This is a genomic window from Streptomyces sp. NPDC127117, assembly GCF_042677325.1.
Lineage (GTDB): Bacteria > Actinomycetota > Actinomycetes > Streptomycetales > Streptomycetaceae > Streptomyces.
In genome coordinates, this window is record NZ_JBHXTM010000021.1 from 124,803 (window position 1) to 140,403 (window position 15,601).

Sequence of the window (15,601 nt, forward strand, 5' to 3'; positions counted from 1 at the left end):
TAGTGCGGTATGGAAGGACGGTTCCCGTGACGGCGGAAGTAGAGCTTCCCCAGGCGCCCGAAGAGGCGCGGGCGGTTTTCGGCGAGTTCTTCCCGGAGGCTGTCCGGTACGCGGAACTGCTGGCGGACGCCGGGGTGAAGCGGGGGCTGATCGGCCCGCGTGAGGTGCCGCGGCTGTGGGAGCGGCATCTGCTGAACTGCGCGGTGCTCTCCGAGGTCGTGCCCGAGGGCGTCACGGTCTGCGATGTGGGCTCGGGGGCCGGTCTTCCCGGCATCCCGCTGGCGCTGGTGCGCCCCGACCTCAAGATCACCTTGCTGGAGCCCCTGCTCCGGCGCACGAATTTCCTCCAGGAAGTGGTGGAGCTGCTGGGCCTGGACCATGTCACGGTCGTGCGTGGTCGGGCCGAGGAGGTTCTGGGAACGCTCCAGCCGGTGCACGTGGTGACCGCTCGGGCCGTGGCGCCGCTGGACCGGCTGGCCGGCTGGGGCGTTCCGCTGCTCCGTCCGTACGGAGAGATGCTGGCCCTCAAGGGGGACACCGCCGAGGAGGAGATCGCCGGGGCACGTGCGGCTCTCGGCAAGCTCGGCGTGGTGGAGACCGAGGTGCTGCACGTCGGGGACGGCGTGGTCGACCCGATGTCCACCGTGGTGCGTGTGGTGGTCGGTGAGAGCCCAGGCGGTGTGAGGTTCGCCGCAAAGCGTGCCAAGGCCGCCAGGACGAGCCGTACGAGGCGCCGTCGCTGACGTCCCTGCTCACTCCGCGAGATCGAGTGCTGCGTGCATTACATGCCGTCTGCCGGATGTGAGTCCGCTACGTAGCCATATGCACCCATACGGAGTGTCGTGCCCCTGTAGCTAGGCTGCGGGGGCATCGTGTTTCACGTGAAACGTCGCTCTCTGCTGCATGGAATCATCAGCCGCGGTCGCGCGGCTGCCGCGCCGCGGCACCGCAGGCCCGTTAGGGCTACGGAGTTGTCCACAGAAGTGGATTCATCCACAGAAGAGCGGGCCTCGCTGGTTCACGACCCCGAAAGCATGGCAGGCTCTGCTCATTGCGAGCCTGAAGTCGAGGAGAGTGAATCCTTGCGGTCCGACGCCAACATCGCGGGACCGATGACCGATCCGGTCCCCGGCCCCCGAACCGAATCGGCGGGGGACGGTGTTTCACGTGAAACACCGCCGCCGATGGACGACACACCCATCGGTCGCGCGGCCCAGCTGGCGGTTGAGGCCCTTGGCCGCGCCGGCGAGGGCCTGCCCCGTCCTGACCGGACGCGCGTCATGGTGGTGGCCAATCAGAAGGGCGGAGTGGGCAAGACGACCACGACGGTCAATCTTGCTGCCTCGCTCGCGCTTCACGGCGCCCGTGTTCTGGTGGTCGACCTCGACCCGCAGGGGAACGCCTCTACGGCTCTGGGTATCGATCACCATGCCGAAGTCCCCTCCATCTATGACGTCCTGGTGGAGAGCAGGCCGCTCTCCGAAGTGGTTCAGCCCGTACCGGACGTCGAAGGCCTCTTCTGCGCCCCCGCCACCATCGATCTCGCCGGTGCGGAGATCGAACTGGTGTCGCTGGTGGCGCGGGAGAGTCGACTACAGCGGGCGATCCAGGCATATGAGCAGCCGTTGGACTACATCCTCATCGACTGCCCGCCTTCGCTCGGTCTGTTGACGGTCAATGCCCTGGTCGCCGGGGCCGAGGTGCTGATCCCCATCCAGTGCGAGTACTACGCGCTGGAAGGGCTGGGTCAGCTACTGCGGAATGTGGACCTGGTGCGGGGGCATCTCAACCCCGACCTCCATGTCTCGACGATCCTGCTCACCATGTACGACGGCAGGACCAGGCTCGCTTCGCAGGTCGCGGAGGAGGTGCGCAGCCACTTCGGCAAGGAGGTGCTGCGAACGAGCATCCCGCGGTCGGTGCGCATCTCTGAGGCGCCCAGCTACGGGCAGACCGTGTTGACCTACGACCCGGGTTCCAGCGGGTCGCTGTCGTACCTCGAAGCGGCGCGTGAGATCGCCCTGCGGGGCGTCGGGATCCACTACGAGTCCCAGCATGCCCGGACGGGCGGCGGGAACAGTCAGCAGAGCATTTCGGAGGGGATTCAGTGAGTGAGCGTCGAAGAGGGTTGGGGCGTGGGCTGGGTGCCCTGATCCCCGCCGCTCCGCAGGAGAAGCAGGTGCCGTCCACGGGTATGGGGTCGACCTCTGCCGGGGCGAATCCTGTACTGACGGCCGAGCGGGGGGTGGCCGCGGCAAAGGTGGCCGCTCGCGCGGGCGCTCCGGTCGTGCCGGAGCCGAGTGCGCCGGTTTCGGGGTCCGGAGCGGCTGCCGAGTCGACGGGACCTGCCGGGGCGTATTTCGCCGAGGTTCCTCTCGGCACCATCACCCCGAACCCTCGCCAGCCCCGTGAGGTGTTCGACGAGGACGCGCTCGCGGAGTTGGTGACCTCCATCAAGGAGGTGGGCCTCCTCCAGCCCGTCGTCGTGCGGAAGGTGGGGCCGGAGCGCTACGAGCTCATCATGGGCGAGCGGCGCTGGCGGGCCTGCCGCGAGGCGGGTCTGGAACGGATCCCGGCTATCGTCCGGGCCACGGACGACGAGAAGCTGCTCCTGGACGCGCTTCTGGAGAACCTTCACCGGGCTCAGCTGAACCCGCTGGAGGAGGCAGCCGCGTACGACCAGCTGCTCAAGGACTTCAAGTGCACCCATGACCAGTTGGCCGACCGGATCGGGCGTTCCCGGCCGCAGGTGTCCAACACGCTCCGTCTGCTGAGGCTGTCGGCTCCGGTGCAGCGGAGGGTTGCGGCCGGGGTGCTGTCGGCCGGTCATGCACGGGCTCTGCTGTCCGTGGACGACTCGGAAGAGCAGGACCGGCTGGCCCATCGCATTGTGGCCGAGGGGCTCTCGGTGCGCGCGGTCGAGGAGATCGTGACGCTCATGGGTTCCAGCCCCACGAGCCCTGCCAAGGCAAAGGGGCCACGGGCCGGCGGTCGGGTGTCTCCTGCGCTGTCCGATCTCGCCACCCGGCTCTCGGACCGCTTCGAGACCAGGGTGAAGGTCGACCTCGGTCAGAAAAAGGGGAAGATCGTCGTCGAGTTCGCATCGATGGAGGATCTGGACCGCATTCTCGGCAGCCTGGCGCCGGGCGAGGGGCGCGTGCTGGATCGGGCACAGTCCGAGGAATCCGCTGAGGACGACGAGGGCTGACCCCGCCTCTCGCGTTGTCGGGCGGGCTGTGTTCCGGCGGTTACCGGAACACAGCCCGCCCTTTGCTTTTTCTCGGTGTCGGCTTCATTCCTGGGTGGATACGATGCGTTCTGGTATGGCACATCCGGCTTGAGCCACCTCGGTAGGGAGGGCCATGCAGCCAGTGAGCCGCAGCCGACTGAGGACAGTGGGGCTGGGCCTGGGGGCTGTCGGAGGGTTCGTCGGCAGCCTGCTCCTCGAACGGAGTGCACTGACCGTCGCACGAGATGCGGCGGGCGAAGGAAGCGAGGAACAGCCTTCATGGGGCGTCGGCTCGTACCGCTCACACTGGACAACCTTTCCGATCTCCCCCGACGATGCCGCGCATGTGTCTTCTGGGAGCTTGATCCGGTCAGTGGGGAAGCCGCAGTAAAGGCGGGGACGCCCGAGCTGGAGAAAGAGGCCTGGATCTCGGCCGTTCTCCTGGAGTGGGGGTCGTGCGGCCGCGTCGTCTATGTCGATGATGTGCCGGTGGGCTATGTGCTCTACGCACCGCCGGCCTACGTACCGCGTTCGACCGCGTTCCCCACCAGCCCCGTCTCCTCCGACGCCGTGCAGCTGATGACTGCCTGGATCATGCCGGGCTACCAGGGGCAGGGGCTGGGCCGCGTGATGGTGCAGACCGTCGCCAAGGATCTGCTGCGCCGGGGATTCAAAGCGATCGAAGCGTTCGGTGACGCCCGGTGGAAGGAGCCGGCCTGTGTGCTTCCCGCGGACCATCTGCTGGCGGTCGGCTTCAAGACCGTCCGGACGCATCCCGTCTACCCGAGGCTGAGACTGGAACTGCGTACGACGCTGTCCTGGAAGGAAGACGTCGAACTGGCCCTGGACCGGCTGCTGGGCGCAGTGCAGAAGGAGCCGGCGCTCAGGCCGCTGTGATCCGGGATCGCGTGACGATCCGAGACCCATGACGATCCGAGATCGCATGGCAACGCGAAACGGGTCCATCCCCTGAGGGACGGACCCGTTTCACGTGAAACATCGGCGTGCGGTATGCCTAGCCGAGGAAGGCCTCAAGGTCGCGGACGATCGCAGCCTTCGGCTTGGCGCCGACGATGGTCTTCGCGACCTCGCCGCCCTGGTAGACGTTCAGGGTCGGGATGGACATGACGCCGTACTTGGCGGCCGTGGCAGGGTTCTCGTCGATGTTGAGCTTGACGACCTCGATCTGGTCACCGTGCTCGGCGGCGATGGCCTCAAGGGACGGGGCGATCTGGCGGCACGGACCGCACCAGGCTGCCCAGAAGTCCACCAGCACGGGCTTGTCGCTCTTCAGGACGACCTCGTCGAAGGAGTCGTCGGTCACGTTCTTCAGGGCGCCGGCCACGGCGGCCTCCTTAACTTCTTGGGGTGTAGTGGGGGTGAGAGGCGTGAGTCAGACGGTGGCCGCGGCGGCCTTCTCGTCATCGGCGAGTGCGGCGAGGAAGCGCTCGGCGTCGAGAGCGGCCGAGCAGCCCGTGCCGGCGGCCGTGATGGCCTGCCGGTAGGTGTGGTCGACGACGTCACCTGCACCGAAGACACCGGTCAGGTTGGTACGGGTCGAGGGGGCATCGACCTTGAGGTAGCCCTCTTCGTCGAGGTCCAGTTGGCCCTTGAAGAGCTCGGTGCGCGGGTCGTGGCCCACCGCGATGAACAGGCCGGTCACCGCGAGCTCGGACGTCTCGCCGGTCTTCGTGTTCCGCAGGGTCAGACCGGACAGCTTCTGCTCGCCCTGTACGGCGGCAACCTCGCTGTCCCAGGCGAACTTGATCTTCGGGTCGGCGAAGGCCCGATCCTGCATGGCCTTGGAGGCACGCAGCGTGTCCCGGCGGTGGACGATAGTGACCGACTTGGCGAAGCGGGAGAGGAAGGTCGCCTCCTCCATCGCGGTGTCGCCACCGCCGACCACGGCGATGTCCTGGTCCTTGAAGAAGAAGCCGTCACAGGTGGCGCACCAGGAGACGCCACGTCCGGAGAGGGCGTCCTCGTTGGGCAGGCCGAGCTTGCGGTGCTGGGAGCCGGTCGTCACGATGACGGCCTTGGCGCGGTGAACCGTACCGGCCGTGTCCGTGACCGTCTTGATGTCTCCGGTGAGGTCCACGGAGACGACGTCGTCCGGGACGAGCTCGGCGCCGAAGCGCTCGGCCTGGGCGCGCATGTTGTCCATGAGCTCGGGGCCCATGATCCCGTCCTGGAAGCCCGGGAAGTTCTCCACGTCGGTGGTGTTCATCAGCGCGCCACCGGCGGTGACGGCGCCCTCGAACACCAGCGGCTTCAGTGAGGCGCGTGCGGTGTAAAGGGCGGCCGTGTAGCCCGCGGGGCCGGAGCCGATGATGATCACATTACGGACGTCGCTCACGGGTTTCTTCCTCGTCTCTGCAGACTGCCTACTGTCCACGCCTACTGGGGCCGGTTCAACGACTCTCACCCCACCCAACGGATCCTACGGGGGATGCATTCCCCGACGTGCCGAGGCGGCTTCCGGCGGGATTCTCAGCGGCGCGGGTAGGTGCGGGTCAGCAGGAGTTCACCCTTGCCCGCGGGCTCTGCCCGGACGCAGCCCGCATCGACGACGTACGCCTGTACCCGCGTCGCGTCGGACGGGTGCGGAAGAACGACGAGGAAGGCATCCGTGCCTTCGTAGGTGCCTTCCTCCACGGCGAGGGCGGCAGCATTGCGTCCGGTGCCCTGCTCCACGCAGGGCGGGACGGGCACGGTGGGCGCGCGCAATGGGGTCTGGGGCGACTCGGCTCCGGCGGAGGCGCCATTGGGCGTCGATTGCGCCCCGGTGGACGGCGTCCGCTCCTCGGCCCCCACACCATCCGCGGACTTCGAGGGCTTCGAGCCGGTGCTCAGAAGAAGCGTGTGCACCCGGTCCTCAAGCGTGGACTCCGAGAACGCCCCACGGCTGTTCTCCTCAGCGCTGGAACTGCGGTCCGCTGCCTTGAGGCTCCCGGAATTCTGGGACGGGTGGAGGCTCTGCAGCATGAAGACGCTCACGCCGACCACGGCCGCACCGAGAGCCGCCCCGAGCACGGCTGTGCGCCGACGGCGTCGGAGCGGCCGACGGCCGGGGCCGGTGGTTGCCCGGGGGCGCCCTGCGGGACGGTCCGAGGGGCTGGGCTCTGTCTTCGGCCTCTCCGCTGCGGGCAGCTCTGTTTCACGTGAAACATGCGTCGAGACAGGTGGCGTCGTGGTGCCGAGAGCCGCTTCGGCGGCGAGTGCGGCATCGATGCGGTCCGCGATGTCGTCCGGCATGTGCGGAGTGGGCACCGTGCCGAGCAGCTCGCGGATCTCCATGAGAGAGGCATGGACCTCACCACAGAGTTCGCAGCCGTCCACATGGTCGCGTACCTCTGCCGCACGTGACGGTGGGAGCAGCTCCTCCGTCAGGTCGGAGATCTCCATGACATCCGGATGCTGGGTCGTATCGGCCGTTGATGTCATGTGCGCCCACCTCCGCCCTTCACTGAAGCGGGATCGCTTGTGCCCGCATCTCTCGGCCCCGATGCCGGTGGGACGGATGCACGCCGCGTCCGGTTCCTTCCGGCTGTCTCGTCGGCTCCCGCGACCTCGCTGCGCAGATGAGTGAGCAGTGGCGCCAGCCGTGCCCGCCCCCGCGCGCAGCGGCTCTTCACGGTGCCTGTCGGTACGTCGAGGATGCGTGCTGCCTCGGCCACGGGGTAGCCCTGCATGTCCACGAGAACGAGTGCGGCCCGCTGCTCGGCGGGCAGGGTGGCGAGTGCGGCCAGGAGCTCGCGGTGGAGGTCCTGGCGCTCCGCCGGTGCCTCCGCGGATTCATGCGGCTCCAGGAGCTGCTCGAACCGTTCGGTGTCGTCTATCGGCGCGGTCCTGCGGCTGGCCGCCTTCCGGATCCGGTCGAGGCAGGCGTTGACCGTGATGCGGTGCAGCCACGTGGTGACGGCAGACTGACCGCGGAAGGTGTGTGCAGCCCGGAAGGCGGAGACGAGGGCGTCCTGGACGGCGTCCGCGGCTTCCTCGCGGTCCCCCAGGGTCCGTATCGCCACGGCCCACAGCCGGTCGCGGTGGCGCCGTACGAGCTCACCGAAGGCGTCCGGTTCACCGGCCACATGGCGAGCGAGGAGGTCTGAGTCGCTGAGTGGTTCCGACGGCTCGGCGGCCACCTCCCCCTCCCTCCCTTTCGCTGCGTCAAGGTGCGTCTGTCTATCACGATTCGAGCGGACGGGGCAGGGGCGCAAGAGGCAACTGTCCGAGACCTGACGCGGCCGCCGGTGCGAGAGGCCCCGGACACGCCGGAGGCCGGTGGGGCAACCCACCGGCCTCTTGGTCACTTGAGTACGGAGATCTCCGAAATGCCGCCCCGGAAGCCACCCGTTCCGTCCGACGGAAGTTCCGTGAGATGGATCAGGACGTAGCGGGTCCGTACCGGCTTGGAGAAGGTCTCCTTCAGATCGCTTCCCACCGTTCCCAGCTCTGTGAGGCGCTGGGGGAAGTCCGAAAGGGACGACGGGGCGGAGGCGCTCGGATCGGCGGCCAGCACCTCGGCCTTCTGGCCGCTGCGGTACATCTTGGCCGCGATGCCCGCGACGTCCTGAACGCTGCCCAGGTCGACGACTATGCCACTGCCGTCCCTGCGGTTCGGGTAGTTGCCGAAGTTCGCGAACCCGCGATAGCGCGGGGTTACCCAGGCCGTGCTCGCATCGCCGTCGATGGAGTTCGGTACCTCGTCCAGCTGGATCCCCGAACCGCTGGGCATGAACTCCTCCGCCCCGGTGATCCGCAGCGGCTCGGTCGCGGGCTGAGCCTTGTTGTCGGTGTTCTCCGGGTTGGTCTGTGTGCTGTCCCCGGGGTCGGAACTCTTGTTGTGGTCGATGAGCGCCTCGGCCAGCTGCCAGCTGCCGAGGCCCAGGGCGGCGATGAGCAGAGCGGACACCGCCCACTTGAGGGCTTTGCCGGTGCGGCTCTGGAGAGGGGCCGGGGGTACGGCCACCGTGGGCTGAGCGGCGGTGGGCCGGGCCGGCGGACGACCGTAGGAACCCTGCTGGTAGGTCGTGCGCTGGTACTCGGGGGGCGCCGTGAAGACGGGCTCCGGAGGACGGATGCGGGGCATCGCGGCAACGGCCTTGGCCAGTTCGTCCGGCGTCGTGCACGGCTGCTCCTGCCGGGAGGCAGTCGCGCCGTCATTGGCGAGCGCGCGCATGGCGAGCTCGGAAAGGCCGCGATGGACGCCGGCGCGCACCTGGTCGGGGGCGATCAGCCCCACGCCCTTGGGCAGCCCGGCCAGGCCGTACGCGTCGCTCTCGTACGGCCAGCGCTGGGTCAGCGCGGCGTACAGCAGGGCGCCGATCGCCTCGGTGTCCGCACGCTGGGGACCGTCGGCGGTGATGCCCCGCAGGGCGGCGTTCACCGCGAGGCCGCGGATCCGGTACTGCCCGGTCGAGCTCCGCAGCACAGCCCCCGGGGTGAGCCTCAGATGTGCGAGGCCTTCCCGGTGGGCTGCCGCCATGGCCTGGGAGACCTGGCTGACGAGCTGGTACGCGTCGTGCGCGTCCATCGGGCCCGAGGCCAGCAGGGAGGTGAGCTCGGTGGCGTCGGGAAGCCATTCGTGGACGACGTAGACGAGGTCGTCCTCCTCCACCGCGTCGAGGACCTGCACGAAGCGCGGGTCACCGAGGAGTGCGGCGGAGCGGGCCGCGGCCAGCACCGAGCGGGCACGCGGGTGGTCGGCCGGCAGGAGATGGACGCCCACCGCGCGGCGCAGCTTCTCGTCGACAGCACGCCAGCTGCTGAAGCCGTCCAGACGGGTGACGCACTCCTCCAGCCGGTAGCGTCTGGCAAGTTTGTGCCCACTGTGCAGGTCAGGGGTCGGCAGGGTGACCTCGGAATCGATGCGTTCACCATCCGTGTCCTGCGGCTTCCTGCCCTTGGTGTCCTGAGCTTCTGCCGTCCCGTCGGTCGTGGCCTCGTCCGCCTTGGCGGTCAGCGGCTCATCGCCGCTGTTGTCGGCCACGTCGACGGCAGCCGTGCTACGTTCCGCCACCGTCGTTCCTGCCTCCCCATCCGTTGCGCGATGCCAGCCAGCTCTGCACAGTCACGCCAATTGTGCCCACACTCCGGCGCTATGCACGACACGCAAGGGGTGGTGATGGTTGTGCGGTGGTTGATTCTCAGCGACCGAGACGCCCTCGGACCATCCCGACCATGCCGTTGATCTCCTCGATCCGCATCCGCTTGGCGGCGACGAAAAAGACGCCGAGCAGTACGGCTCCGCCGCAGATGAGCGCGGCGAGCGAACCGAAGGCGCCCTCGCCGAGACCCAGGAGAACGGCAAAGCCCACGCCGCCGCCGAGTACCGCTGCCGGGATCGCGGCCAGGCACAGCCGGGCGTACGTACGCACGACATGGGCGCCGTCCAGATCCCCGCCCAGGCGGTTGCGCAGCCGCCGCCAGGCGATGCCCACGCCGACGGCGTAGGCGAGCCCGTACGAGGCGGCCATGCCGACCACGGCCCACCGGGCGGGCAGGACCAGGTAGCAGAGGGCCGAGGCGGCCGCGTTGACCGCGGCGACGATGACCGTGTTGTAGAAGGGCGTGCGGGTGTCCTCGTACGCGTAGAAGCCGCGCAGCACGACGTACTGCACGGAGTACGGGATCAGGCCGAGGCCGAAGGCCATGAGGATGAAGCCCATGGAGCGGGCGGCCTCGGTGCCCGCGGAGGCGTAGAGGAGGGTGCACATCGGCAGGCCGAGCGCGAGGAAGGCGAAGGCCACCGGCACGATCGCGACGGCCGAGTTCCGCAGCCCCTGAGAGATGTCGTCACGGACGGCGCCCGGGTCGTCGTCGTGGGCGGCGCGGGAGATGCGCGGCAGCAGGGCCGCCATGACGGAGACGGTGATGATCGCCTGCGGCATGCCCCAGATGAGCTGGGCGTTGGAGTAGGCGAGGAAGCCGGTGCCGTCCTTGCCGGACAGCTTGCCCGCCGATGTCGCGAGCTGGGTGACGACGATCACGCCCGCCTGGTTGGCGAGCACGAACAGGACGGTCCACTTGGCCAGCTTGATCGTCTTGCCGAGCCCGTGTCCCTTCCAATCGAAGCGCGGGCGGAAACGGAACCCGGCCTCGCGCAGATACGGGACCATCGCCAGGGCCTGTACGACCAGACCGAGCAGCGTGCCGATGCCCAGGAGCCGGACACCCTCCGGCGGAATGGTCTGGACGCCCATCTGGGACTCGGCGGACGTTCCGTAGACCCAGATGAACATGCCGAACGTGAAGATCATGACGATGTTGTTGAGGACCGGGGTCCACATCATCGCGCCGAACTTGCCGCGGGCGTTGAGGATCTGGCCCATCACGACGTGCACGCCCATGAAGAAGATGGTCGGCAGGCAGTACCGGGCGAAGGTCACGGCGACGCTGTTGGCCGCCACGTCGTTGGCGATCGTCGGCGACATCATGTGGATCAGCCACGGAGCGGCGAAGACCGCGAGCGCGACGATCACACCGAGCGCGACCATCACCAGGGTCAGCAGCCGGTTGGCGTAAGCCTCGCCGCCGTCCTCGTCGTCCTTCATGGAACGGACGAGCTGAGGAACGAAGACCGAGTTGAGGCCGCCGCCCACGGTGAGGATGTAGATCATCGTGGGCAGGGTGTACGCGATGGTGAAGCTGTCGCCGAGCAGTGCCGCACCGAGCGCGGCGGTGATCACGAGGCTGCGGACGAATCCCGTCAGGCGGGACACGAGGGTGCCGGCCGCCATCAGCGCGCTGGACTTCAGCAGGCTGGAGGCCCGGCCGCCCGACTTCGGCGGGGCGGGTGCCGGGGCAGGCTCGGGCTCCGAAGGGACGGGGGCGGACCCCGCCGGGCCCTCCTGGTCCCGGAAGAGGTGTGCGAAGGCGTCCGGCTGCTCGTCGTCCCGGGACGCCTGGCTGACGAGGTCGTCCACCCCGACGAACTGGGTGGTCGCCGGATCGTCGCCGTACGGCAGGTGCCGCAACGGGCCGCCGGGCTCGGGCGGCGGGGTCTGCGCCCAGATACGCGGATCGGGCGGGTACTGGGCCGCGGGGGGCTGCTGGTAGAGCGGCTGGGGCTGCTGGTAGGTGCCCGGGGGCGGCGGCGGGTGCGCGGCCCGGTCGTACAGCGCCTCGGTCACCGGGTCCTGGACGGACAGGTCCTGGGCGAGGTAGGGATCGCGGTCGTAGGCGTCCTGCAGGTACGGATCGGGCGTCGGCGGAACCTGGCCAGGTCCTGGGGGCACCGGGGGCCCGCCGGAAGACCCGGCTCCGCCCGCACCCTGACCGCGGTCACCGTCGTACGGCGCGTTCATCGAAACCCCACCTCATCGTCCCCGGCCGACCGGCCACGACAGACATCGCTCAACGTTCCACTTTCTCACCCGAGCCCGACGGCTCCCCGCTTTCCGGACCGGTGTCCGGAGTCGGGTCACTCGGCTGCTCGGGTTCGCCGCCGTCTTCGCCGGCCGCGCCGCCCGCGTTGGCACGCTTGCGATGGGTGTACATCCTGATGCCCGCGAGGACCAGGAGCAGCAGCCCGCCGGCGATGACCAGCAGCACGGTCGGGGTGAGCTCGGAGACCTTCACGGTGAAGGTCATCGCTCCGCCGTACGGCGTGCCGTCCTCGGTGTAGAGCTGCGCCGTCATCTGCACCTGGCCGTTGACGTTGGCAGCCGCGTCGAACTTCACGGACTGACTGTGGCCGGGGCCGATCCGGATCGGCTGTTCGGCCACGGCCCCGCCGTCGTTCAGCTTGAGGCGTGTCGCGTTCTCGGACTTCAGCCGGAGGACGAGGTGGTCCACGCCCTGCAACAGCCTGTTCTGCACGGTCACCGGGATCGTGGCGCTGCGGCCGGACAGGGTGACGTCCGACTTCGAGATGAGCTGGACCTCGCCCACCAGGTCCTGCAGATAGCCGCGGACCGAGTCCCGGTACTGCTGGGCCTCCAGCGGCCGGCCGCGCCACGACGTCGACATGGACCGGTTGAGCGCATTGCCGAAGGGGGTCACCACCCGCTCGGGCTGGGTGAGGATGACCTGGAAGTTGTTCAGCGACACCTGGGTGGACTTGATGTCCTGGAAGGCCTGGGTGGGCAGCTCCTGGCTGCGGAGCTTCCTCGGGTACTGGGAGGTCCCGGGGACGCTGGTCGTGGCGTCCGCGTCGGGCTTCGCCCCGGCCGCCTCCACCAGCCCAAGAGGCTGTGTCCAGCGCCCGTCGTCGAGCCCGTGCAGGGCGCGGGCCATCGACTGAGCCTGGGCCACGGTGGGCATCCGCTGCGGTGCGACGACGATGCTCCGCTCCGTTTCCGTGTCCTGTTGGGTCAGGGCGAGAGTCAGAGCGAGGAACTTCTGCACGGCGAGGGTGGACTTCCCCGCCTTCGACATGTCGCCCTGGAAGGCCGTGGAGAGCCGGGCATCGGCGACGACCGCGGTGGTGCCGCCGCCGATCGGCCGGGCAGCGGTCGGCGTGTACGCCAGACCACCGGTCTCCTGGAGGCTGTCGCTCCGGGCGATCACCTTGTGGGCCCCGGCCGAGGTGGCGACATCGACGACCGACGGGTCGATCGCCCCGTCGACAGGCCACGCGAAGTCGGTCGACGGCTTCACGTGGAGAATCGTCTGTACTGTCATCCCGGCCACTTCGGTGGCGGTCTGGAGGTGGCTGAGGGTGCCGGAGACGTTCTTGCCGCGGTGCGCGATGGACGCCAGATCGGGGTCGGCGAACGGCAGCGCGACGACCTTCCCGTCCGACACCGCGGCTTCGAGCGAGGTGAGCCACTGCTTGGCGACGGCCTGGTTCGTCCCGGCGACGGTGGTGTCGCCGGACTTGACGCGGTAGTTCCCCGTCATCGCGTCGACACTGGCCAGCAGGTCCGGGTCGATCACCCAGGTCACAGGCAGCCGGCTGCCCAGCGATACCAGCTGTTCGAGCCGTCCGCCCGGAGCCAGCTCGGCGGCCAGGTCGTCGTCCGCGAACACGGGCGTCCGCTGATCGTCGACGCCCGTCTCGGCGGTGACATGGGCCGACGCGATGAGCGGCCAGAGATAGGTGACCTTCGTCCTGGAGTCTCGCTGCTCCTCCTGCCAGGGCAGGAAGGTGCGCTCGATTCCCAGCACCTGGTTGTACTGGGCCCGGGAGGTCTGTCCTGTCAGCGAGACGCCGAGCTGGTAGACGCCGTCGTCGCCGAGTTCCAGTTTGCCGACCGGGACGGAGAGCGTGAAGTCCTGGCTGATCCCGGAAGCGAGCTTCCCGAACTTCACCGTGTACTTGCCGCCGATCGGAGCGGGGTCGCTGCCGAGCACGTACCCGGTGCGTTTGGCGGCGTTGTCGATCTCCGACCGGCTGCCGAGCTTCGGGCCCACCCGCAGATCGACCACGGCCTGCGTGATCGTCTCCTTGCCCCGGTTGGTCACGGTGCCGGAGACGGTCAGGGTGTCCCCCTTGGCCGGCGCGCTCGGAGCCAGGGTGTTCAGCGCCACGTCGACCGTTTCGGACCCGGTGGGGGCCTTGCCGGTCCCCCCGGCCTGCGCCGCGGGTGCGGCCGGACCGGCCAGCAGTGCCGCGACGAGCGGTGCCCCGATGATCAGGGCGGCTGTGCGCCGCAGCCACCGGCGGGCAGGAGAGGGATCGATCCCCTGAATGTCTGCCGCCTCGGCCACGCGCCTACCCGTCCCTCGTCGTCGTCAGCTGGTGTCGATGGTTGTCGGTTCTTGCGTCCACGCATGGTAACGATGTGCGCGGGTGCCAAGTGCTGGGGAGTTCGCTACATGATCGGAAGAGTCTTGCAGGGCGGGCTGAAACCAGGGCGACCGGGCCGGTCCGGGCACGTACCCTTTTCTGTTGTGTCGAACGCCAATGAAGACAGCTCCCGTGCCCTGACCCAGGTGCAGCACCGCGCAGTCAGCGAACTGCTGCGGGTGTCCCCGGTCGCCGACGACCTCGCTCGCCGTTTCCAGGATGCCGGGTTCAGTCTCGCCCTGGTCGGAGGTTCGGTCCGGGACGCGCTTCTCGGCAGGCTCGGGAACGACCTGGACTTCACGACCGACGCCCGCCCCGAGGCCGTACTGAAGATCGTCCGGCCGTGGGCGGACTCGGTGTGGGAGGTCGGAATCGCCTTCGGCACGGTGGGCGCCCAGAAGGACGGCTACCAGATCGAGGTCACCACCTACAGGTCGGAGGCGTACGACAGGACCTCGCGGAAGCCCGAGGTGTCCTACGGCGACTCCATCGAGGAAGACCTGGTCCGTCGTGACTTCACGGTCAACGCGATGGCCGTCGCACTTCCGCAGAAGGAGTTCATCGATCCGCACGGTGGTCTGGAGGACCTGGCGGAGCGCGTTCTGCGTACCCCCGGAACGCCCGAGGAGTCGTTCTCGGACGATCCGCTGCGGATGCTGCGCGCTGCGCGCTTCGCTGCCCAGCTGGACTTCGACGTCGCTCCCGATGTGGTCACCGCGATGACGGAGATGGCCGGGCGCATCGAGATCGTCTCCGCCGAGCGGGTCAGGGAGGAGCTCAACAAGCTGCTGCTCTCCAACCACCCCCGCAAGGGTCTGGCGCTGCTCGTCGACACGGGCCTGGCACAGCAGGTGCTGCCGGAGCTCCCCGCGCTGCGTCTGGAAAGTGACGAGCATCACCGTCACAAGGATGTCTACGAGCATTCGCTGACTGTTCTGGAACAGGCCATCGATCTGGAGCAGAACGGCCCGGATCTGGTCCTGCGCCTTGCCGCGCTCCTCCATGACATCGGGAAGCCGAGGACGCGACGCTTCGAGAAGGATGGACGCGTCTCGTTCCACCACCATGAAGTGGTGGGCGCGAAGATGGTCAAGAAGCGGATGACCGAGCTCAAGTACTCCAACGACATGGTCAAGGACGTCTCGAAGCTGGTGGAGCTGCATCTGCGCTTCCACGGCTACGGCGACGGGGAATGGACGGACTCCGCGGTCCGTCGCTATGTGCGGGACGCCGGCCCCCTGCTGGAGCGGCTGCACAAGCTGACCCGCTCGGACTGCACCACGCGGAACAAGCGCAAGGCCGCCGCCCTCTCGCGGACCTATGACGGGCTGGAGGAGCGCATCGCGCAGTTGCAGGAACAGGAGGAGCTGGATGCCATCCGCCCCGACCTGGACGGCAACGAGATCATGAAGACCCTGGGTGTCGGCCCCGGGCCGGTGATCGGCAAGGCGTACGCGTTCCTGTTGGAGCTGCGCCTGGAGCACGGCCCGATGGAGCATGACGCGGCGGTCGAGAAGCTCAAGGAGTGGTGGGCCGCTCAGGGCTGAGTCCGGGCCCGCCGGTGGTCATGTTTCACGTGTAAAATTACCACCCACCCGGGCCGGACTCCGACAGAGCGGGGGGGGGGGGGTGTGTGGTAA

Annotated in this window: 12 protein-coding genes; 5 read left to right on the plus strand and 7 right to left on the minus strand. The window is 68.6% G+C overall.

Annotated elements, in window-relative coordinates:
- Nucleotides 1-26 precede the first annotated feature (26 nt).
- From rsmG to ACFVH0_RS20265, 4 genes are all read left to right on the plus strand, one after another.
- Nucleotides 27-743 (plus strand): 16S rRNA (guanine(527)-N(7))-methyltransferase RsmG, encoded by a 717-nt coding sequence (gene rsmG / locus ACFVH0_RS20250; protein ID WP_385821946.1) that lies wholly within the window; start codon nt 27-29, stop codon nt 741-743.
- Nucleotides 744-1,034: 291 nt separating this feature from the next.
- Nucleotides 1,035-2,111, plus strand: a complete 1,077-nt coding sequence (locus ACFVH0_RS20255; protein WP_385821984.1) for a ParA family protein — start codon at nt 1,035-1,037, stop codon at nt 2,109-2,111.
- Complete coding sequence (locus ACFVH0_RS20260; RefSeq protein WP_385821948.1) at nt 2,108-3,208, plus strand: ParB/RepB/Spo0J family partition protein; 1,101 nt, start codon at nt 2,108-2,110, stop codon at nt 3,206-3,208. Before ACFVH0_RS20255 ends, ACFVH0_RS20260 begins: the two co-directional genes overlap by 4 nt.
- A gap of 300 nt (nt 3,209-3,508) precedes the next feature.
- Nucleotides 3,509-4,126: a GNAT family N-acetyltransferase gene (locus ACFVH0_RS20265; RefSeq protein WP_385821950.1), complete on the plus strand. Its 618-nt coding sequence runs from the start codon at nt 3,509-3,511 to the stop codon at nt 4,124-4,126.
- Nucleotides 4,127-4,244: 118 nt separating this feature from the next.
- Here ACFVH0_RS20265 and trxA read toward each other — a convergent pair whose 3' ends face one another.
- The 7 genes from trxA to ACFVH0_RS20300 form a co-directional block, all read right to left on the minus strand.
- Nucleotides 4,245-4,574, minus strand: a complete 330-nt coding sequence (gene trxA / locus ACFVH0_RS20270) for a thioredoxin (RefSeq protein WP_385821952.1) — start codon at nt 4,572-4,574, stop codon at nt 4,245-4,247.
- Between the two features lie 48 nt (nt 4,575-4,622).
- The gene (gene trxB / locus ACFVH0_RS20275) at nt 4,623-5,585 is read right to left on the minus strand and encodes a thioredoxin-disulfide reductase (RefSeq protein ID WP_385821954.1); all 963 of its coding nucleotides are present in this window, start codon (nt 5,583-5,585) and stop codon (nt 4,623-4,625) included.
- Nucleotides 5,586-5,719: 134 nt separating this feature from the next.
- The gene (locus tag ACFVH0_RS20280) at nt 5,720-6,673 is read right to left on the minus strand and encodes a hypothetical protein (RefSeq protein ID WP_385821956.1); all 954 of its coding nucleotides are present in this window, start codon (nt 6,671-6,673) and stop codon (nt 5,720-5,722) included.
- A complete protein-coding gene (gene sigM, locus ACFVH0_RS20285) occupies nt 6,670-7,371 on the minus strand; it encodes an RNA polymerase sigma factor SigM (protein WP_385821957.1) in 702 nt (233 codons plus the stop codon). The genes ACFVH0_RS20280 and sigM overlap by 4 nt, the downstream gene beginning before the upstream one ends.
- Before the next feature lie 164 nt (nt 7,372-7,535).
- On the minus strand, nt 7,536-9,248 hold the full coding sequence (locus tag ACFVH0_RS20290) for a protein kinase family protein (RefSeq protein WP_385821959.1): 1,713 nt from the start codon (nt 9,246-9,248) through the stop codon (nt 7,536-7,538).
- Between the two features lie 127 nt (nt 9,249-9,375).
- Nucleotides 9,376-11,535, minus strand: a complete 2,160-nt coding sequence (gene murJ / locus ACFVH0_RS20295; protein WP_385821961.1) for a murein biosynthesis integral membrane protein MurJ — start codon at nt 11,533-11,535, stop codon at nt 9,376-9,378.
- Nucleotides 11,536-11,584: 49 nt separating this feature from the next.
- Nucleotides 11,585-13,882, minus strand: a complete 2,298-nt coding sequence (locus ACFVH0_RS20300; RefSeq protein WP_385821963.1) for a DUF6049 family protein — start codon at nt 13,880-13,882, stop codon at nt 11,585-11,587.
- A 183-nt stretch (nt 13,883-14,065) separates the two neighbouring features.
- On the opposite strand from ACFVH0_RS20300, the gene ACFVH0_RS20305 reads away from it, so the two are divergent.
- On the plus strand, nt 14,066-15,508 hold the full coding sequence (locus ACFVH0_RS20305) for a CCA tRNA nucleotidyltransferase (RefSeq protein WP_385821965.1): 1,443 nt from the start codon (nt 14,066-14,068) through the stop codon (nt 15,506-15,508).
- The last annotated feature ends 93 nt before the right edge of the window (nt 15,509-15,601 follow it).

Coding starts and splice junctions, on each gene's coding strand:
- murJ (WP_385821961.1), bottom strand. CDS start 11,535: ATGAACGCGCCGTACGACGGTGACCGCGGTCAGGGTGCGGGCGGAGCC.
- ACFVH0_RS20280 (WP_385821956.1), bottom strand. CDS start 6,673: ATGACATCAACGGCCGATACGACCCAGCATCCGGATGTCATGGAGATC.
- ACFVH0_RS20265 (WP_385821950.1), top strand. CDS start 3,509: ATGGGGCGTCGGCTCGTACCGCTCACACTGGACAACCTTTCCGATCTC.
- ACFVH0_RS20255 (WP_385821984.1), top strand. CDS start 1,035: ATGGCAGGCTCTGCTCATTGCGAGCCTGAAGTCGAGGAGAGTGAATCC.